Origin of the sequence: Roseomonas acroporae (genome assembly GCF_023223525.1) — a bacterium.
Classification (GTDB): Bacteria; Pseudomonadota; Alphaproteobacteria; order Acetobacterales; family Acetobacteraceae; genus Roseomonas_E; species Roseomonas_E acroporae.
Genome location: NZ_JALPRX010000154.1, coordinates 1 through 18,874 on the forward strand (window position 1 = coordinate 1; position 18,874 = coordinate 18,874).

17 protein-coding genes are annotated in these 18,874 nt (G+C 72.4%); 7 read left to right on the forward strand and 10 right to left on the reverse strand.

What is annotated here, in order from left to right; genetic code table 11:
- The 8 genes from M0638_RS26215 to M0638_RS26250 form a co-directional block, all read right to left on the reverse strand.
- On the reverse strand, nucleotides 1–946 hold a 946-nt coding region (locus M0638_RS26215), incomplete at its 3' end, for a replication protein RepA (protein ID WP_248669903.1).
- On the reverse strand, nucleotides 943–1,176 hold the full coding sequence (locus tag M0638_RS26220) for a ribbon-helix-helix domain-containing protein (RefSeq protein ID WP_248669904.1): 234 nt from the start codon (nucleotides 1,174–1,176) through the stop codon (nucleotides 943–945). The genes M0638_RS26220 and M0638_RS26215, both read right to left, overlap by 4 nt.
- A gap of 6 nt (nucleotides 1,177–1,182) precedes the next feature.
- Nucleotides 1,183–1,857 carry an AAA family ATPase gene (locus M0638_RS26225; protein ID WP_248669905.1) on the reverse strand — a complete coding sequence of 225 codons (675 nt, stop codon included), beginning with the start codon at nucleotides 1,855–1,857 and terminating at the stop codon, nucleotides 1,183–1,185.
- 79 nt (nucleotides 1,858–1,936) lie between these two features.
- On the reverse strand, nucleotides 1,937–2,623 hold the full coding sequence (locus tag M0638_RS26230; protein WP_248669906.1) for a recombinase family protein: 687 nt from the start codon (nucleotides 2,621–2,623) through the stop codon (nucleotides 1,937–1,939).
- A 423-nt stretch (nucleotides 2,624–3,046) separates the two neighbouring features.
- On the reverse strand, nucleotides 3,047–3,595 hold the full coding sequence (locus M0638_RS26235) for a PRC-barrel domain-containing protein (protein WP_248669907.1): 549 nt from the start codon (nucleotides 3,593–3,595) through the stop codon (nucleotides 3,047–3,049).
- 66 nt (nucleotides 3,596–3,661) lie between these two features.
- The gene (locus tag M0638_RS26240; protein ID WP_248669908.1) at nucleotides 3,662–4,228 is read right to left on the reverse strand and encodes an HdeD family acid-resistance protein; all 567 of its coding nucleotides are present in this window, start codon (nucleotides 4,226–4,228) and stop codon (nucleotides 3,662–3,664) included.
- A 108-nt stretch (nucleotides 4,229–4,336) separates the two neighbouring features.
- Nucleotides 4,337–4,828, reverse strand: coding sequence for an ETC complex I subunit (locus M0638_RS26245; protein WP_248669909.1), 492 nt, complete (start codon nucleotides 4,826–4,828; stop codon nucleotides 4,337–4,339).
- A gap of 123 nt (nucleotides 4,829–4,951) precedes the next feature.
- Nucleotides 4,952–7,798, reverse strand: coding sequence for an ATP-dependent Clp protease ATP-binding subunit (locus tag M0638_RS26250; protein ID WP_248669910.1), 2,847 nt, complete (start codon nucleotides 7,796–7,798; stop codon nucleotides 4,952–4,954).
- A gap of 192 nt (nucleotides 7,799–7,990) precedes the next feature.
- On the opposite strand from M0638_RS26250, the gene istA reads away from it, so the two are divergent.
- The gene (gene istA / locus M0638_RS26255; protein WP_248669911.1) at nucleotides 7,991–9,490 is read left to right on the forward strand and encodes an IS21 family transposase; all 1,500 of its coding nucleotides are present in this window, start codon (nucleotides 7,991–7,993) and stop codon (nucleotides 9,488–9,490) included.
- The gene (istB, locus tag M0638_RS26260; RefSeq protein ID WP_248669912.1) at nucleotides 9,490–10,218 is read left to right on the forward strand and encodes an IS21-like element helper ATPase IstB; all 729 of its coding nucleotides are present in this window, start codon (nucleotides 9,490–9,492) and stop codon (nucleotides 10,216–10,218) included. Before istA ends, istB begins: the two co-directional genes overlap by 1 nt.
- Before the next feature lie 147 nt (nucleotides 10,219–10,365).
- Here istB and M0638_RS26265 read toward each other — a convergent pair whose 3' ends face one another.
- Nucleotides 10,366–10,932 carry an Hsp20/alpha crystallin family protein gene (locus M0638_RS26265; protein ID WP_248669913.1) on the reverse strand — a complete coding sequence of 189 codons (567 nt, stop codon included), beginning with the start codon at nucleotides 10,930–10,932 and terminating at the stop codon, nucleotides 10,366–10,368.
- Between the two features lie 186 nt (nucleotides 10,933–11,118).
- On the opposite strand from M0638_RS26265, the gene M0638_RS26270 reads away from it, so the two are divergent.
- Together M0638_RS26270 and M0638_RS26275 are read left to right on the forward strand one after the other, a co-directional pair.
- Nucleotides 11,119–12,705: an IS66 family transposase gene (locus M0638_RS26270; RefSeq protein WP_248669914.1), complete on the forward strand. Its 1,587-nt coding sequence runs from the start codon at nucleotides 11,119–11,121 to the stop codon at nucleotides 12,703–12,705.
- Between the two features lie 163 nt (nucleotides 12,706–12,868).
- Entirely contained in the window at nucleotides 12,869–13,444 is a 576-nt protein-coding gene (locus tag M0638_RS26275; protein ID WP_248669915.1) for a phosphate-starvation-inducible PsiE family protein, read from the forward strand.
- 211 nt (nucleotides 13,445–13,655) lie between these two features.
- On the opposite strand, the gene traA is transcribed toward M0638_RS26275, so the two are convergent.
- Nucleotides 13,656–17,006: a Ti-type conjugative transfer relaxase TraA gene (traA, locus tag M0638_RS26280; RefSeq protein WP_248669916.1), complete on the reverse strand. Its 3,351-nt coding sequence runs from the start codon at nucleotides 17,004–17,006 to the stop codon at nucleotides 13,656–13,658.
- 189 nt (nucleotides 17,007–17,195) lie between these two features.
- On the opposite strand from traA, the gene M0638_RS26285 reads away from it, so the two are divergent.
- The 3 genes from M0638_RS26285 to M0638_RS26295 form a co-directional block, all read left to right on the forward strand.
- Nucleotides 17,196–17,531 carry a conjugal transfer protein TraD gene (locus M0638_RS26285; protein ID WP_248669917.1) on the forward strand — a complete coding sequence of 112 codons (336 nt, stop codon included), beginning with the start codon at nucleotides 17,196–17,198 and terminating at the stop codon, nucleotides 17,529–17,531.
- Between the two features lie 4 nt (nucleotides 17,532–17,535).
- Entirely contained in the window at nucleotides 17,536–17,841 is a 306-nt protein-coding gene (locus M0638_RS26290) for a conjugal transfer protein TraD (RefSeq protein WP_248669919.1), read from the forward strand.
- Nucleotides 17,838–18,874 (forward strand): type IV secretory system conjugative DNA transfer family protein (locus tag M0638_RS26295; RefSeq protein ID WP_248669918.1); only part of this gene is annotated, 1,037 nt, incomplete at its 3' end. The genes M0638_RS26290 and M0638_RS26295, both read left to right, overlap by 4 nt.

Sequence of the window (18,874 nt, forward strand, 5' to 3'; positions counted from 1 at the left end):
ACGCGCGCTTCGCGCCGAGCTGCACGACGGTCTTGGGCACCGGCGAGCGGGACGGCATCAGAACCAGCCCGCCCGCCACCTGCTCGACGCGGGCGTCTGGGTACACCGCCAGCACGGCCCGCAGCGCCTTCGCCATCTCGCGCTTGAAGTCCTTGGGGTCCCGGTACTCCTGGCCAAACTGCGCCCGGAGGTTGGCCCATGAGAGCTTCGCACCGGCCCGTCCGCGGATGCGGTGGAGGCGGTGGGCAAGCCACGAGTACACGTCGAGTGCCAGCGCCGAGTGTTTCAGCGCGCCGAGCGCCCGCGCGTCGAGCGGCACGGCGCTCTCGGCGAGGGATTCGTAGAACTCGGGCGTCAGCTCGATCACGCCGGGCCAAAGGGCACGCTGGTGGGGGCTACTGCTCACCCACGCCGCGAAGCGCTTGATCGGCTTCGCCTCCAGCGTTTCCAAGCCAACGCCGAGGGTCATGCGGCACGCGGCGAGCGCGCGCATCTGCCGGCCGAAGTTGGCGTACTCCTCGCCGCCCGTGCTGATGCCGAGGCGCAGGAGGAACTCGCGGACGGAGTGCCCCACCTCCACCGAGGGCGAGCGGGTGCGCACGGCCTCGCTGCTGAGGTGGACAAGGGCGAGGCGCGGGCGCGTGCCGTAGGGCAGCGGCTGGGGCAGCCAGTCCTTGCCGTTCCAAAGCTTCCCGGCCTCGACCAGAAGGGAGGCATTGCCGTTCGTGCGCTCGAAGGTCGTGCCCTCCACGCGGCGGCGCGGGAGCCCGACTTGGCAGAGGACAGAATGGAGGTAGTCGGGCCGCTCGGGCGGGCTTCCCGCGATCTCCCCGCCGAGCTTGACGATGCGCGCCGACGTGGGCGGCAGCGCCGCCCCGCCCAGGCCGAAGAGGTCGCCCTGCGGCGCCGCGTCGCCTGTCCCCTCGGCGCGCCCGTTGCCGCTCACGGGCTGCCCCGCTCGATGGTGCGGTAGATCGCGAGGTTGATGAGGGCGGCGCGGCTCTGCCCCATCCGCTCCGCCATCTCGTCCACCTTGGCCAGCAGCTCCGGGGCGATGGTGAGCGTGATCTGCTGCTTCGTTCCCCGCCGCACGCCCCTGGGCTGGGGAACGGCGTCCGGGGCGCCGGAGATGAAGCTCTCCGGGGTCTTGGGCCTCACCGGCTTCGTGATCGCCATTTCATATTACCTTGATTGCAAGATGGATGCATCTTGCACGTCAAACACTGTGCGAACCAATGTCGCCAGCTCCTCGCACGCTTTTGGGTCGCGGGGCGCCAGCTCCTCCACAGAAAGGCCCTGGCCGACCGCGTTGGCGAACGCCTTGCGCCGACGGACGGGGGCGTCGAGGTGGACGAGCTGGGGGTGCTCGGCGAGCGCCGCGGCGGCGTCCGCGTTGTCGGCGGACGCGGTTCCAGGGTCCGCGCAGTTGAGCACCGCGTAGGTTCGGAACCCGTCGCGCAGCGACCGGGCCTCCTCCACCAGGGCCGAAATGTCGGCGAGCGCCCACACGTCCACCGACCGCGGCTGGAAGGGGACGAGGAGCACGTCCGACAGGACGAGGGCGGCGCGGAGCGCGGTGGAGTCCCGGCCGCCGGCGTCGATGATCACGTCGTCGAACTTGCGTCCCTGCTGCTGCACCTGGGCGCGCAGGACGGGGCCGTCGGCGTACTGCGAGCAGGCGATGCCAGGTTTCCGGCCCGCGTCGGAGCGGATGGCGATGGCCGTTTGCGACGTGCCCTGCCGGTCCCCGTCGATCAGCCACACGTCGCGGCCTGCGAGCGCGCGGGAAAGGGCGATCTGGACGGCAAGGGTGGTCTTGCCGACGCCGCCTTTGGTGTTGCCGATGGTGACGATCACCTTGCGATGACTTTCATATCAAAACGCCATCAAGGTCATCGCATTCAAAGATGAGGTCAATGTGATTCGCCCTGCCTCCTTAAGCCGGGGCGGGTCCGTGGCGGCCGCGCAACAGGGTGCGCACGCTGGCCGCGTGCCACCGCCCGCCGCGTGCCGTGGGCACGCGGTGCTCCTCCAGCTCGCGGGCAATGGAGCGAAGGCTCAGGCCCTGACTGGCGAGGCGCTCGGCCAGCGGGCGCACGGCCTCGGCCCGCCGCGCCGCCGCGGCCCGGTTCGCCGCCGCCGCCAGCTCGCGCGCGGGGCCGGCATCCGGGTTGCCCAGCCTGATTCCCCGCGCCTTCGCCACGGCGAGCGCCGCCTTGGTGCGCGCCGAGATCGCCTCCCGCTCGTGCTGGGCGACGGCGGCGAGGATGTGGATGGTGAGCGGCGTGGCGTGCGGGTTGTCGCACGCCACGAACGGCGCGCCGCCCTCCATCAGCCCGGCGATGAAGGCGACCGACCGGGCGAGCCGGTCGAGCTTGGCAATGACGAGTGTCGCCCGCCGCCGGCGCGCCAGGGCCAGCGCCGCGGCGAGCTGCGGGCGGTCGGCGCGCCGGCCGCTCTCCACCTCGGTGAACTCGCCGAGCAGCGCGGCGCCGGGGCGGGCGGCGAGGAAGCGCGCCACCGCCTCGCGCTGCGCGTCCAGCCCTAGCCCGGAGCGGCCCTGGCGGTCGGTGCTGACGCGGTAGTAGGCGACGAAGGCGGGGGAAGGGGAGGCGGCGGTCACGGGCGGCGGGTCCGGGGCGGTGCTGTAGCGACTCTAAACGGTGGTTTAGAGTCGCTACACCTGCGCAGTCAGCCTGCGAGGCCAAGGTCTCGAACCGGTTATTCGAGGGCTCGAACGCCTTTTTCGACACCTCGAATGGTCGTGATGGCTAGCTCCTTCAGCGCATCAAAGGCGCTGAAAGGAGGTTTGTCATGGAAGCGTTCGCGCATATCCTGCTCGGTCTCGGCCACTTGGCCCTGGCCCTGCATGTACTGATGCCCAGCTGACGGCTCGGCCCCCGCGCCGACCGGAAAAACGTGAAAGCCGGACTTACGAAGGGGGAGAGGGCCTTGGCCCTCCCCCCTGCCGGCAACGCGACAGACGAGCGGTCGAGCATCACTTCCGTGAGCACCAGATCACGGACGCAACTCGCCTCCTCGCGCATCAGCGCCGGACGTTGCCCTCGAAGCGGAACTCCGGCGAGTTGCGCAGCTGCTCGCGCGTCGCGTCCACCACCGCCCGCATGCCGCCGTCCGGCTGACGCGTGAGCACGACCGCGCTCGGCGGCACGGCTGCAAAGCGCTCTCCGATACCGAGGAAGCCGCCGACGCCGATCACGACGGCGGTGACCTCCCGCCCGTTGCCGATGACGAGATCCTCGATGCGGCCGATCCGCTCGTCCTGCATGTTGCGCACCTCGGTGCGCATGAGGTTCGAGGCGGTCATGTCGGCCGGCTGCACCGCGTAGTAGGTGACCACCACAGCGCCTGGAACGACGGTCACCAAGCCGCCGGGCGGGGCGGGCTGCCCGGGCTGCGGAGCCGGAGTGCCGCCCCAGCCCGGCAAGGTCTGGTTCGGCCCGACCCCGGCGCTCGGCGCGGGCGCCGGGGTCGGGGTTGGCGCCGGGACCGTGGGTTGAGCCGTCTGGGCGAGCGCCGCGGCGCCTGTCAGGGCCGCGGCCGCGGCGGCCGTCACGACGAACCGTTTGGACATGCTGTTCTCCTTGCTGTTGCGAACCCCCGCCTCCGAACACCGGGGCAGATTTCCCGCGCCGACGACTCATGCGCCCTGCGAGGCTGTCGTTCCCGCGTCCCGGCCGCACTGGCGGCGCAGCCGGAAGGCAAGCACGAGGAGAACGACGCCGAAGGCGATGGCGTAGCCGCCGAGCCACCAGGTCAGCACCAACGCGCCGGCGATCGGCGCGAGGACGAGCAACACGCCCCAGATGATCGACACGATGCCGCCGAGTGCGAGCCAGATGCGTCCATGGCTCCTTGCCAGCCGGAACGCCGCTCCGAGCATCAGCCCGCCCGTGATCAGCGCCCATGCGGCGGTGACGAGCACGAAGGCGAGCACGGCGCCCGCCGGAAAGAAGAACGCAATCAAGCCCATGGCGAGGTTGAGCAAGGCTTCGGCGAGCAGCAGGCCCCACCGCTCGCCGGTGCGCGCGGCGCGCACCGCGGCGACGATCCCGAAGGAGCCGTCGACGAGCAGGTAGGCCGCGAAGAATAGCGCGAGGGACAGCATGGCCGCGCCGGGCAAGACCAGCGCGATCAGCCCGAACACGATGCCGCAGACGCCGCGCAGCGCGACGGCCCACCAGTTCTGCGCCAGCAGCGCGCTCATGGCCGCATCCGCCGCGGGCCTCTCGCCAGGTACGGCCGGGTGGGACGGAGCAGGGGTCGTGCCCTCGTTCGTGGATGCGCTCATGGCAAGGCTCCTCTTCGCGCGCTGTCAGGCGACCGCCGTCCCGGTCCATGCCGGCGGGTCGCTGGCCGGGAAGGATTCGAGGCCCGCCTCCTCGACGACGTCCCGCAGCACCGCCTCGGTATCGTCCGCTTCCTCGTCGGCCACGCGATCCGTCCGGCCCACTTGGCGGTCGTGCTGCCCACCGGTGGCCGCTCGCGGCGCGCCCTCCCATGGCTGCACGCGCCCGAACGTGTCGGCCAACTCGTATCGAAGCCGATCCGCGTAGCTCCTGTACTGGAGTCGTCGGGGCGGAGGCTCCTCGACCTCGTAGGACCAGCCCTGCCGCTCGGCGTAGGCGATGGCACTTCTCGCGTCGGGAAAGTCGAGCCGCACGTGCGCGAGCGGATCGGCGCCGCCCGTCCAGCCGGTGAGGGGATCGGTGAACGGCGCCGCCTGGGGCTTGAACTCCAGGACCCATCGCCTCTGGCCGGGTCCGGACTGGGTGACGGAGCGCCCCGGCTGGTGGATGCGCACCACGGGCCGGTCGCCTGCGACCGGCATGGACGTCCCCGGCAGGAGAGCCGGCACCCGGGACGGGTGCGACCTTCGATCGGCCACTTCCGCCATGTCCCCCAGTCCGGCCATAGCCGCTCCGCCTCCCTACTCGGCGGCCTCTCGCGGGCCGGTGGTGCCACCAGCCTCGTTCGCGGCGTCCGGCGGAGGCGACGATGCGTCGGCTTCCTGCGGTTGCGCCTCGATCCGCGGCTGCGGCTCCAGCACCACACGGCCGCCGCCCGCATCCCAGCGCGCGGTCACCGTGTCGCCCGCCTTCACCTCGCCGCCGAGCAACGCACCGGCGAGCTGCGTCTCCAGCTCCGAGCGGATCAGGCGGCGCAGCTCGCGCGCGCCGAACTCCGGCCGGAAGCCGGCGGCGGCGATGTGGTCGAGCAGGCTCCCGTCGATCTCCAGCGCGATGCCCTGGCCACGCGCGGTGCGCTTCACCCGCTCCAGCTGGAGCAAGACGATCTCACGGATCTGCTCCTTCCCGAGCGCGTGGAAGACGATGATCTCGTCGATGCGGTTGATGAACTCGGGGCGGAAGTGGCCGCGCAGCACCTCCATGACCTCCGCCTTGAGCGCCGCCTGCGCCGCGACGTCCGCGCCGCGCCGCTCGCGCAGGTGCCGCTGGATCCGATCGGCGCCGAGGTTGGAGGTCGCGATGATGACGGTGTTGGTGAAGTCCACCACCCGGCCCTTGCCGTCCGTTAGGCGCCCGTCGTCGAAGACCTGCAGCAGGCTGTTGTAGACGTCGGGGTGCGCCTTCTCGATTTCGTCGAGCAGCACGACAGAGTAGGGACGGCGCCGCACGCGCTCCGTCAGCTGCCCGCCCTCCTCGTAGCCGACGTAGCCGGGCGGCGCGCCGATCAAGCGGGCGACCGCATGGCGCTCCATGTACTCGCTCATGTCGAGGCGGATCATCGCGTCCTCGTCGCCGAACACCGCCTCCGCCAGCGCCTTGGCGAGCTCCGTCTTGCCGACGCCCGTGGGGCCGAGGAAGAGGAAGGTCGCCACGGGGCGCCGCCCCTCGCGCAGCCCGGCGCGGGCGAGGCGCACGGCGTCGCTGACGGCCTTCACCGCCTCCTCCTGGCCGACCACGCGTTGGTGCAGCCGCTCCTCCAGCCGCGTCAGGCGCTGGCGTTCCTCGGTGGTCAGCTCGGTGACCGGGATGCCGGTGAGCTTCGAGACCACCTGCGCGACGTGCTCGGCCCGCACCTCCGCGGTGCCGGAGCCGCGCGCGCGTCGCCAAGCCTCCGTCGCCTCCTCCAGCTGCTTCCCCTTGGCGTCGTGCCGACCCTGGATCTCCTTCGCGCGGTCGAACTGCTTGCGCGCGCTGGCGTAGTCGCCCTCGCGCTTCAGCTGGCGCAGCTCCGCCTCCATCTCTTGCACCTCGACGGGCCGCGCGGTGGTGCTGATCTTCACCCGCGCCGCGGCCTGGTCGATGAGGTCGATGGCCTTGTCCGGCAGGAAGCGGCCGGTGACGTAGCGGTCGGAGAGCTCGACCGCCGCCGCGATCGCCTCCTCGGTGATCGTGACCTTGTGGTGCGCCTCCAGCGTGTCGCGCAGGCCGTGCAGGATCATGACCGCCTGCTCGACCGTCGGCTCCGGCACGAGGACGGGCTGGAAGCGCCGCTCCAGCGCGGCGTCCTTCTCGATGTGCTTCTGGTACTCGTTGAGCGTGGTAGCGCCGATCAGGTTCAGCTCGCCGCGCGCGAGTGAGGGCTTGAACACGTTGGCGATGTCGAGCCCGCCCTCGCCGCCGCCCTGGCCGGCGCCGACGATGGTGTGGATCTCGTCGATGAAGAGCACGAGGCTCTCCTGCTGCGACTGCACCTCCTTCAGGATCTGCTGCACACGCTCCTCGAACTCGCCCCGGTACTTCGAGCCCGCCACCATCGCGTTGATCGACAGCTCGACGAGGCGCTTGCCGCGCAGCGATTCCGGCACTTCGCCGGCGACGATGCGCTGGGCCAGGCCCTCGACGATCGCGGTCTTGCCGACGCCGGGCTCGCCGATCAGCACGGGGTTGTTCTTCTTGCGCCGCGCCAGCACCTCGATCGTCGTCTCGATCTCGCGCGCGCGGCCGATCACCGGGTCGAGCTTGCCCTCCTCAGCCAGCTTCGTGAGGTCGCGGGCATACTTGTCGAGGTTCGGCGTGTTCGTCGGGCGCTCGACACGGCCCTCCTCGGCGCCGCGCCCGACCACCTTCACGATCTGCTGGCGCAGCGCCTGCGGCGTCAGGCCGAGGCGGCGCAGCGTGGCCCCGGCCACGCCCTCGTCCTCCTCCGCGAGGCCGATCAGCAGGTGCTCCGGCCCGACGTAGCTGTGGCCGAGTTCGCGGGAGGCGGCGAAGGCGCGCGAGAGCGCGTCCTTCACGCGCGGCGAGACGCCGATCTCGCCGCCCTTCGCCGCATCCCGGCCCCCTTCGTCGCGCCTCGCGTCGCGCGCGAGTCCGTCGCGCAGCTCATCGGCCGAGACCTTGAACTGATCGAGCGTCGTGCGGACCACGTCGCTGTCGGCCAGCGCGTGCAGCAGGTGCTCGGTGTCCACCTCGCGCCGGCCCCATTCCTGCGCGGTGCGCGCGGCGTCCTGCAGCAGCCCGGTCGCGTGCTCGGAGAGGCGCTCGGCGATGCCACCGGAGGCGCCGCCCCGCCTCGTGCGCCCACGCGCGTCGCCGCCGCCGATCGGGATGGACGTGCCGCCCGGTCCGTTCTCGTCGGCACCCCGTCCGAAGCCGCGGAACCGGTCGTCGCCGCCGAAGAACTCGTCGAAGAGGCCTCCCCCGCCGAAGAGGGATTCGAGCGGCGAGCTCGCCCGGCGGCTGCGCGCGGCGAGGCGGCGGTAGTCGGGCTCGCAGAGGTCCAGCGTCTCGCGCCGCCCGTCGCTGACGACCTGGGCGCGGATCGTGGCGGGGCGGGCGTGGCAGATGTCACAGAGTCGGTCGGACACAGGGGCTGTCTCCTCGACACTCATCGGAGCCGGTGACGGAAGGGGCGGCGCCCCTCCCGCCTCGGGTGGAGCCTAGGATGTGGATAGGCGTGGAACAAGGCCCCCTCTGAGGGGGTGATCGGCGTCCAAACGGGACCCCCTTGGTGATGGGGTTCACGCTGGTTCCTGGGATGACCGGGAGCCTGTTTCGGGATGCTGGTGGTGGAGACGGTAGCGAAGATCCGCCGCCTGCATCTGGTGCAGGGCCTGGCGATCAAGGCGATCTGCCGGGAGCTGGGGCTTTCGCGGAAGGTGGTGCGGAAGGTCCTGCGATCTGGCGCGACGGAGTTCCGCTATGAGCGGACACGTCAGCCGATGCCGAAGCTCGGCGCATGGCAGGCGGAGCTCGATCGGCTGCTGGAGGAGAATGCGGGGCGGGCCAGCCGGGAGCGGCTGACGCTGATGCGCGTGTTCGAGGCACTGCGCGGCCTGGGCTACGAGGGCGGCTACGACACGGTGCGGCGCTATGCGCGGGGCTGGGCGCAATCGCGCACCTCGACGGCGGCCGCGGCGTTCGTGCCGCTGAGCTTCGCGCCGGGCGAGGCCTACCAGTTCGACTGGAGCCACGAGGTGGTGCTGATCGGCGGCACCACGGTGACGGTGAAGGTAGCGCATGTCCGGCTGTGCCACAGCCGGATGCTGTTCGTCCGCGCCTACCCGCGCGAGACGCAGGAAATGGTGTTCGACGCGCACGACCGGGCGTTTGCGTTCTTTCGCGGTGCCTGCACGCGGGGCATCTACGACAACATGAAGACGGCAGTGGACGCGATCCTGGTGGGGCGGGATCGCAGCTACAATCGCCGGTTCCTGCAGATGTGCAGCCACTATCTGGTCGATCCCGTCGCCTGCACGCCCGCCTCGGGTTGGGAGAAGGGCCAGGTCGAGAATCAGGTCGGCATGGTGCGCGAGAGGTTCTTCTCACCGCGGCTGCGGGTGAACAGCTACGAGGAGCTGAATGCGCTGCTGCTGGACCGCTGCGTGGCTCACGCCCGCGCGCATCGGCATCCCGAATTGCGCGACCGGACGATCTGGGAGGTGTTCGAGGCGGAGCGGCCGAGCCTGGTGCCCTATGCGGGTCGGTTCGACGGTTTCCATGCGGTGACGGCCTCGGTCTCGAAGACCTGCCTGGTGCGGTTCGACAGCAACAAATACTCGGTGGCGGCGGGCGCCGTTGGGCGTCCGGTCGAGATCCGCGCCTATGCCGAGCGGATCGAGATCCGCCAGGACGGGCGCGTGGTCGGCGAGCATCGGCGGAGTTTCGGCCGCGACCAGACGGTGTTCGATCCCTGGCATTATGTGCCGGTTCTGGCGCGCAAGCCTGGTGCCTGGCGCAACGGCGCGCCGTTTAAGGACTGGCTGCTGCCCGGCGCGCTGGAGCGGGTACGGCGGAAGCTGGCCGGTGTCGCCGATGGCGACCGGCAGATGGTGGACATCCTCACCGCCGTGCTGAGCGACGGCCTGGCGGCGGTCGAGGCGGCCTGTGCCGAGGCGTTGCGGGACGGCGTGCACTCGGCCGACGTGGTGCTGAACATCCTGGCCCGCCAGCGCGAGCCACCGGCGCCGCTGACCATCCTCACCCCCGACGCCCTGCGGCTGCGGCACGAGCCGCTGGCCGATTGCGCCCGCTATGACAGCCTGAGGAGAAGCGTCTGATGGAGCGGTCCGAAATCCTCGCCAGCATGGGCGAGCTGAAGCTGTTCGGCATGAGGTCGGCGTTCGACCAGATCATCACCGCGGCGGTGAAGCGCCAGCACGAGCCGCAACAGGTCATCGGCGACTTCGTCGGCGCCGAGATCGCCGAGAAGCAGGCGCGGTCGATCAAGTACCAGATCACCGCGTCGAAGCTACCGCTGGCGAAGGACGTGGACGACTTCCGGTTCGAGGGCACGCCGATCAACGAGGCCCTGGTGCGCGATCTCGCCACCGGCGACTTCCTGGCCCATCAGCGCAACGTGGTGCTGGTCGGCGGCACCGGCACGGGGAAGACGCACCTTGCCATCGCGATTGCCCGTGCGCTGATCCGCAGCGGCGCGCGAGGGCGGTTCTACACCGTGGTCGACCTGGTGAACCGGCTCGAGGCGGAGAGCCGTGGGGGACGCCAGGGACGGCTGGCGGACCATCTGTGCCGGATGGATTTCGTCGTCCTCGACGAACTCGGCTATCTGCCGTTTGCCCAATCTGGCGGGCAGTTGCTGTTCCACCTGGTCAGCCGTCTCTACGAGCAGACATCAGTGCTGGTGACCACCAACCTGGCCTTTGGCGAATGGCCGAGCGTGTTCGGCGACGCCAAGATGACCACGGCCCTGCTCGACCGTCTGACGCACCACTGCGACATCGTCGAGACCGGCAACGAGAGCTGGCGATTCAAGAACCGCGCCTGAGCCGTCCATCCCAACCTGCGCCGCGCTGCGGTCGTCCGCCCCTCCGCCTACGGCTCTGGGCCGGACGACCGCAGCGCGCATCACCACATCAAAAGGGGGTCCCTATTCGACGCCGATCCGGGGTCCCGTTTCCGCGCCGTTTGACACCTAGGACGCCTTGCCGTGCTGTCCCGGCGCGGCATCGTTCGAGGGCTGAGCGGCCCCGGCCTCGCCACCGATCTGCGGCTGCTGCGGCTGCCCGCCGCCCGCCTGGATCTGGATGCGCCCGCCACCCTGCTGTTGCTGCGGGCGCGGCAGGCTGATGCGCAGCACGCCCTTGTCGAACTCCGCCTTCACCTGGCCCGGGTCCGGGCGGTAGGGCAGGCGGAAGGCGCGCTGGAAGCGGCCGAAGCTGCGCTCCGTCAGGTGCAGCCCGCCCTCCTCCCCCTTGCGCTCCTCGCGCTTCTCGCCGGAGAGCGTCAGCAGGTCGCCCTCGAGGTTGAGCTGGATGTCGTTCTCTGACATCCCCGGGAGCTCGGCTGCGATCTCGAGCCCCCCCTCCGTCTCGCGCACGTCGAGGCTCGGCGCGAAGCCGCCCATCACCGCCGCGCCGCGCGTGGCCACGGGCATGCCGCGGAAAACCTCGTCGAAGACGCGGTTCACCTCGCGGTGCAGCATACCGAACGGGTCGCCCCCCGTCGGGACTAGCCCACCGCCGAAGAGACGAGATGCCATGGTGCTTTCCTCCTGAGTTGTTGGCCGCCCTTTCACGCGGCCCAGACGGGCGAATGCAGTCCAAGCGGACGAGTTTCTTGATTATTCGCAACATCTTACGGGGCGAACCGGTAATCGGGGCACAACCCCGGGATTGGTACGGCTGTGAGACTTCCCTGACGGGAGTGGGTACGGTTGGCTGCGGGGATGTCGCCGCCACCCAACCTATCCGAGCTGTCGCGTGAGGCGCTGGAAGCCCTGGTGGGGGAACTGCTCGGCCGTGTGTCGGAGCTGACAGAGTTGGTGGCGGCGCTGCGCGAGGAGAACGCGCGGCTGAAGGGGCTGAAGGGTCGGCCGACGATCAAGCCGAGCGGCATGGAGGCGGCGACCACGCCCAAGCCTGGCGGCAAGCGTGGCAAGCGGCGCGGCCGGGGCAAGGTGATGCCACGGGTGGCGGTGGAAAGCGAAGTGCTGCGGGTGACGCCGCCGGCGGGCTCGCGGTTTCGGGGCTACGAGCTCTATCAGGTGCAGGAGCTGGTGCTGACCGCCCGAGCCGTGCGCTACCGCCGCGAGCGCTGGCTGACGCCGGCGGGGGAGACGCTGGTGGCGCCGTTGCCGGAGGGCATCCGCGGCCACTTCGGGCCGGAGCTGCGGCGCTTCGTGCTGATGCAGCACCATCAGGGACAGGTCACGGTGGAGCGGCTGGTGACGCTGCTGCAGGGGGTTGGCCTCAGCATCTCCAAGCGGCAGGTGATGCGGCTGCTGATCGAAGGGCAGGGCGACTTCCTGACCGAGAACCGGGAGGTGCTGCGGGCCGGGCTGCAGACGGCGGCCTGGGTGACGGTGGACGACACCGGAGCGCGGCACCGCGGCGCCAACGCGGTCTGCACGCAGATCGGCGACGACCGCTTTGCCTGGTTCGGCACGACCGGCAGCAAGAGCCGGCAGAATTTCCTGGAGCTGCTGCGCGCCGGGCACACCGACTACGTGATCAACGACCTGGCCCTGCAGTACATGCGCGAGCACGGCCTGGCCGGGACGGTGGTGCAGCGACTGGCCGCCGCCGTGCATGAGGCGCGGCAGTTCGCTGACCGGGCCGCCTGGCGGCGGCATCTCGAGCGGCTCGGCATCACCGCCCCGCAGGTGACCCCCGACCCGGAGCGCCTGGCCACCGAAGGCGCGCTGTGGGGCGCGGTGGCCGCGCACGGCTTCCTCAACGAGGCCGTCATCGTCAGCGACGACGCCGGGCAGTTCAAGGTTGGCGAGCACGCGCTGTGTTGGATCCATGCCGAGCGCCTGGTGCACAAGCTGGAGGCCTTCACCGAGGCGCAACGCGCCGCCCAGCAGCACGTGCGCGGGCTGATCTGGTGGTTCTATGCCGACCTCAAGGCGTATCGCGCCGGCCCCACCCCCCGCCGGCGCGCCGAATTGCGTGCCCGCTTCGACCGCATCTTCAACCGCCGCACCGGCTTCGTCCTCCTGGACCGGCTGCTCGGGCGCCTACACGCCAACAAGGCCGAGCTGCTCCTGGTGCTCGACCGCCCGGAGATCCCGCTGCACACCAACGGCTCGGAAAACGACATCCGCTGCCAGGTCACCAAGCGCCAGGTCAGCGGCGGCACCCGCTCCGACACCGGCCGCGACTGCCGCAACGCCTTCCTCGGCCTCGCCAAAACCTGTCGCAAGCTCGGCCTCAGCTTCTGGGACTACCTCGGCAGCAGGCTCCGCGTGCCAGACACCCAGCTCGTCGCGGACCTGCCCAGCCTCATCCGCTGCCGAGGCCAGCCTGCCTGACCGCGCCGACCGCCCCAGGTTTTGCCCCGATTACGCGAACCGTCCAAGCGTTCGCCAGCAAGCACTGGCCGATTTCCCTCCCTTGCCACGGGCCTACCCGGCGAGGGAACCGTGCCGAAGGCCGGCGGTTGGCCGGACAGGCTGGATCGAAAGGCGGGAACCGATGGCGGACGGCGAGGCAGTCAAGGACACGGCTCTGCCGGGCCCGCAACGGACCTGGCGGGCCGGGCTCGACGCTTTCTCCGAGGCGCGCGCGGCGTGGCCCGGCCTCGGCTTCTACGAGCGCTTCGAGCAGGTCATCTGCTTCGTCCTGACGCTGGTGATCGCCGGCGTCGTCGTCGCCGCGCTCGGCGTGCTGCTGGTGCGCGTCGCGGGGCTGCTGCTGCTCGGCGTCGTGGACCCGGCCGAGCCCGCCGTGTTCCAGGTGATCTTCGGCATGATCCTGACCGTGCTGATCGCCCTCGAGTTCAACCACACCCTCCTCGGCGTGCTGGAGCGGCGCCACAGCATAATCCAGGTGCGCACCGTCGTGCTCATCGCGCTGCTGGCGATCGCGCGGAAGTTCGTCATCCTCGACCTCGCCGAGACCGAGGCGGTGAAGCTGCTCGGCCTCGCGGCGGCGGCGCTCGCGCTGGGCGGCGTCTACTGGCTCGTGCGAGAGCAGGACCGGCGGGATGAGGCCGAAGATCGGCCGCACGCCGGCGAGCCGGCGAGCGAAGGCCGGAACACCCGGACCTGAGCGACGCGACTGGTTTCGCGATCAGCGTCCGCTTCGGTCACATCCGCATTTGGCCTGATCGTGCTGGGCCAGATGTCTGCGCCCGTCGAGCTGGCGGGCATCCTCCTCGTGATCGGCGGCATTACCCTGCATCGGACTGAGTCGTAACGATGCGTCTGCCCGGCGTTTGACAGTATGATACGGGGTTAGTCAGCTCGCTTTGCCCGGCACATCACATGCTGAGCCGCGGCCCCTGCCGCTGGCGGTGCTGCTCGCGCTCCCGCCGCTGCTCCTTGGTCGACAGGGGCGGCAGCCCGTGCCGCTGCCGCTCCGCGGACCTCGCCTTCTCCGCCGCCACCTCCGCCTTCCGCTCGCGCTGCCGCTCCTGCACGCGCCACCCGTGCGACCGGTGCCGCTCCGCGCCCTCCTCCGCCAGGGACACCCCGCGCGCGAGCCGCGCCAGGTCGCGGGCCTGCTCGCGCTTCGCCCCGGGCACCTCCGCCGCCCCGCCCCGCGACGCCGCCCGCAGCGCGCCGCGCACGCCCTCCTCGCCCAGCCGCGCCCGCGCCGCCTCCAGGAAGCGGCCGATCTCCTCCACCACGCCGGCCCGCCGCCCGCGCTCCCACGCCAGCGCCACCCGCGCGTCGCGGCGCGCCTCCGCCGCGTGCCAGCCCTCGCCCGGCCGCGCCCGCCGGTCGGCCTCGGCGCGGGCGCGCGCCACGTCCTCCAGCGCCCGCCACGCCGCCGGCGACAGGCCCGGCACCTCCACCGCGTCGCGCCCGCGCTGCGCCTCCACGGCGTCCCGCCACGCCTCGGCCGCCCGCTCCCGGTGCCCCGCCTCGTCCTCCAGGCTCCGCACGACGGAGTGGGCCGCGCCGCGCGCGTTCATCCGCCGCCACGCGGCCTCCTGCCCGGCGAACCAGCCCTCGCGCCCGTTCAGCCGCCCGAGCGCCTCCGGCCCGGCCTCGCGCAGCCGCGCCGCCGCCCGCTGGAGATCCCCGCCCTCGGCGGCCAGCACGGCATCGAGCCGGGCGCGTGCGGCCTCCGGGTCGCGGTAGGCGGACGCGATCCAGTGTGCCCGGTCCTCCTCGGCCCGGCGCACCCGCGGGTCGGCGTCGGCCGCCGCGCGCAGGTCGCCGAGCGTCGCGGCGCGGCCGAGGCTGTCGCGGCCCCACGGGTCGCGGAGGGCCGGCAGCAGAGGCGCGGGCGGCGCCTCTCGTGCCGGCTCCGTTCGTACTCTCCTGCCGCCCTCGCCGCCCGGCGTGCGCACAGCGATGTCGCCCGCCGGCGCGAGGCCGCGCCGCTCCGCGAAGGCCGCGACCTGGCCCGGCCCGTCGTAGTCGAGGCTTGTGTCCTTCGGCCGCGCCCGCGACAGGGTGCGCGCCAGCCCCTCGCGGTCGCCCATCGCCTCGGCCGACCAATGGAGCTGCACGCCTTCGCGGTGCCGCGTCAGCGCGACGTAGGCGCTGTGCCGGTCCATCCCAGCGCCGGCGAGCACGTGCGCCCGGCTCACCGTCACGCCCTGCGCCTTGTGGACGGTGGCGGCATAGCCGTGGTCCAGGTGCGCGTAGTCGCGGAGGTAGAACGTCACCGCTGGCCCCTGCCTCGCTGCGCCGCCCACGCCGTCCAGCGCAACCGTCAGCCGCTCGCCCCCGGCCTCCACGGCCAGCACCGTCCCGAGCGTGCCGTTCTTCACGGCGGCACCGCTGCACCCGCCCGGCCCGGCGCCGAGCCCGCGCTCGTTGCGGAGGAACATGACCCGGTCGCCCGCCGCCATCGCGCGCGGCCCGGCCTCCGTCTGCACCTGGTGCTCGGTCCCCAACTGGCCGGCGCCTCGCATCGCCTCCCGCGCCAGCCGGTTCAGCTCCGCCACGTCGGCGCGCGTGTGCGCCAGCATGACGCGGGAGGCGTGTGGATCGTCCCGACGCTCGGCCGCCCAGCCCGCCACGACGGCCGCCCGCGCCTCCTCCTCGCTGCCGTGCCCCCGCACGCCGCCGGCCCGCTCGTAGCGGAGGAGCGCGTCGGCCGTGCGCCCCGTGGCCAGCTCGCGCGTGGCGTCGCGCTGCCACCCCTCCCGCTGCCGCCGCACCTCCCCCAGCTCCGCGGCCCCGTGCCGCTCCGCTAAGGCGCGGAACGCCGCCCCGGCCTCGATGGCCTGGAGCTGCTCCGGGTCACCCACCAGCACCACCTTCGCGCCGGCCTCGCGGGCGTGGCTCAGCACCCGCTCCATCTGCCGCGAGCCGACCATCCCGGCCTCGTCCACCACCAGCACATCGCGCGACGTGAGGCGGTCGCCCTCGCGGCCCTCCCGCCAACCCCATTTGAGGCTGGCGAGCGTGCGCGACTTGATCCCCGATCCGGCCTCCAGGCCCTCGGCCGCGATGCCAGACAACGCCGCGCCCCTGACCCGGTAGCCCGCGCCTTCCCAAGCCTCGCGCGCCACGCCCAGCATCGCGCTCTTGCCCGTCCCCGCGTAGCCGACCACCAGCGCCAGATCGCCGCCCTCTGCGACGTGCCGCAGGGCGTCTCGCTGCTCCGCCCCGAGCCGCAGGCCCCGCACCTCGGCCGAGCGCAGGGCGCGCTCGGCCACCACCCGCTCGACCCGGTGCGCGGGGGAGTGCGCGAGCGCCGCCCCGGCCTCCTCCATCTGCCGCTCGGCCGCGAGCATCTCCCGTGTGGTGAAGCGCTCCCGCCCCCGCCCGTCCTGGCCGAGTCGCACCAGCTCCGGCGCCGCCTCGACCTTCGCCATGACGGACGCGAACTGCTCGGCCCCGTCCGTGTACCGCGACACGAAGCGCGCGAGATCCTGGCGCGTGAAGGTGGATTGCTGCCGCGTCAGCGCGTCCAGCGCGAGTGCCGGGTCCGCCGCGATGCGCTCCCCGTTGCGCCGCGCGATGGCGTCGTGCTCGGCGCGGCGCTCGGCGTCCTCGCCCCGCTCCGCGCGCCTCTCCCCCGCCGGCCCCACCTTGCCCTGCGGCTCCAGCGCGATGCCCTGCGCGGCGAAGCTGCGGTGATCAATGCGGGCGTTGTGCCCCAGCTCGTGAAGGCGCTGGTTGGCCATGTCGGCCCACCGCTCGCGCCAGCCCTGTAGAAGCTCGGTGCTGTTCCAGTCCCGCGCCTTCGGTCCGAACCCGTCGCCCTCGACCCGGCGCATCGTCAGCATGACGTGCGCGTGCGGCTGCGCCTCGCCGTCCCGGCCCACCCCCCAATGCACGTTGAGGTCAGCCACCATGTCGCGGGAGACGAACTCCTGTCGGACGAAATCACGGGCCAGCGCGACGGCCTCGGCCCGCGACAGCTCGCGCGGCAGCGCCACCTCCACGTCGCGGGCGAGCTGCGCGTCCTTCCGCCGCTCGGTCGCTTCCACCTCGTTCCACAGCGTCGCGCGGTCGCGCCACCTCTCGGGCGCACCCTCTGGGGTGAGGATCTCCGAATGCACGACGCCGGCCTTGGCCGTGAAGTCGTGGTCGCGCCCGAGCCGCTCGTCGTGCAGCCGCTCGGCCGCGCGATAGGCCGCCGCCGCCACGGCGCTCCGGCCCGCGCCGCGCCCGATTACCTTGGCGGAGAAGTGGTAGATCGCCACGCGCCCGCCGCCCTCCCGGCCCCGGTGCTCCTGGCCGGCAGCCTAGCAGCCGGCCCGCGCACGTCGCAACGCGATGTATAAGCGCGCACTTCCCTACCTACTCCGCTGCGCTCCGGTAGGCCGTGACGCGGTGCTCGGCCCCTGGTAGGGTCACGCTTCGTTCCACCGTGTCGTGGTGAGAGACCGCCGATGGCCCGCAAGCCTCGTGACTTCGATGCCGAGCTGCAAGCCCTCATGGAGCGCGCCAAGAAGCTCAAGGGCCAGAAGACGGTGCAGCTCGGCGAGTTGGTCCAGGTGACGGGCGCCGACACCCTCCCCGTCGAGGCCTTGGCGGGCGCCCTGCTCGCCGCCGTCGAACAGTCAAAGAAGCAGCCCGAAGCCGTCGCGAGGTGGACCGAACGCGGCGCGGCCTTCTTTCGCGACGGCGCCAAGCGAGGCGGGAAGGGGAAGGCCGGACCCGGCGGCACTCCGAACGGAGCTGGCGAGACTGGATCGGGCACTCCGGCGGCTGGCGGTGGCACGTAACCGGATCACGACCGACCGTGCCCGCACCGACACCCGCGACTGGGCCAGGGCACGCCGGGAGCGGACGCGGCACCTCATCGAGCTGGGCGGTCTCGTCGCCAAGGCCGGCCTGGTGGAGCTGACCGACGACGACCGCGCCACGATGCTCGGCGCGCTGCTGGAGGCCGCGGCGGGCCTGCGCGGCACCGGCGACGACGACCCGGCGCACCTCCGCGCGCGCTGGCGCCGGGCGGGGCTGCGCGCCTTTGACGCGGACCGCGAGGCCGCCGCCGGCACGCCTGGGCAGGAGGAAGGGGGCTCCTTGCCGTGAGCGGGGCACTGCTCGCCGCGTGGCGCGCGGTCGCCTTCACCTGGCGCCTCGGCAACGCCACCGTGCGCGCCGCCACCGCCGGCCTGGTCGGGATGCTCGTCGGCTTCGTGGTGTTCGCCGTGCTCGGCCAGTTCGCGCCCAAGGGCTGGGGCGACGTGGTGTGGAGCGGCGGCATCCTCCTGAGCGGCCTCGTCATGGCTGTCCTCGGCTTCCTCGCCGCCTTCCGCCGCCCGGCCCCGCCCGACGTGATGGGCTCGGCCGCGTGGATGGGGCAGCGGGAGCTAATACGCGAACTTGCCGCTCCCGCCCTCGCCACCGACCCCGCCGCGCTGCTCGTTGGCCGCGGCGAGGGCCGGGGGCGCGTCTTCGGCCCACTGCTGCGCCACGCCGGCTCGGCGCACCTCCTGACGGTCGCCCCCACCCGCTCCGGCAAGGGCACCGGCACCGTGCTGCCGAACCTCCTCCTCGCCGACCGGCCCGTGGTCTGCGTGGACCCGAAGGGCGAGAACGCCCGCATCGCCGTCCGCGCCCGCCGGCGCTTCGGCCCCGTGTGGGTCCTCGACCCCTTCGGCGCGTCGGGGCAGCCGGCCGCCTGCTACGATCCGGCTGCGGTCCTCGATCCCGCCTCCCCCGACTTGGCGGACGACGCCGCGACGCTCGCCGACGCGCTCGTCTTCGACCCGCCGGGCCAGGTGGCCGAGGCGCACTGGAACGAGGAGGCGAAGGCGCTGATCGCCGGCCTCCTCCTGCACCTCGCCTGCCGCGGTGGGGAAGGCCGGCGCGGGCTGCCGGAGCTGCGCCGGCTGCTGACGCTCCCGCCCCGCGAGTGGGACGCCCTGCTCCGCGCCATGGCGGCCGACGCGGGCGCGGCGGACGGCCTGGTGGCCCGCGCCGCCGCCCGCCAGCTCGGCAAGGCCGACCGCGAGGCCGCCGGCGTGCTGTCCTCGGCGCAGCGCCACACCCACCTCCTCGACAGCCCGCGCCTCGCCGTATCAAGCGACATCCGGAACTGGACGGTTTCGCCACGGAGAAC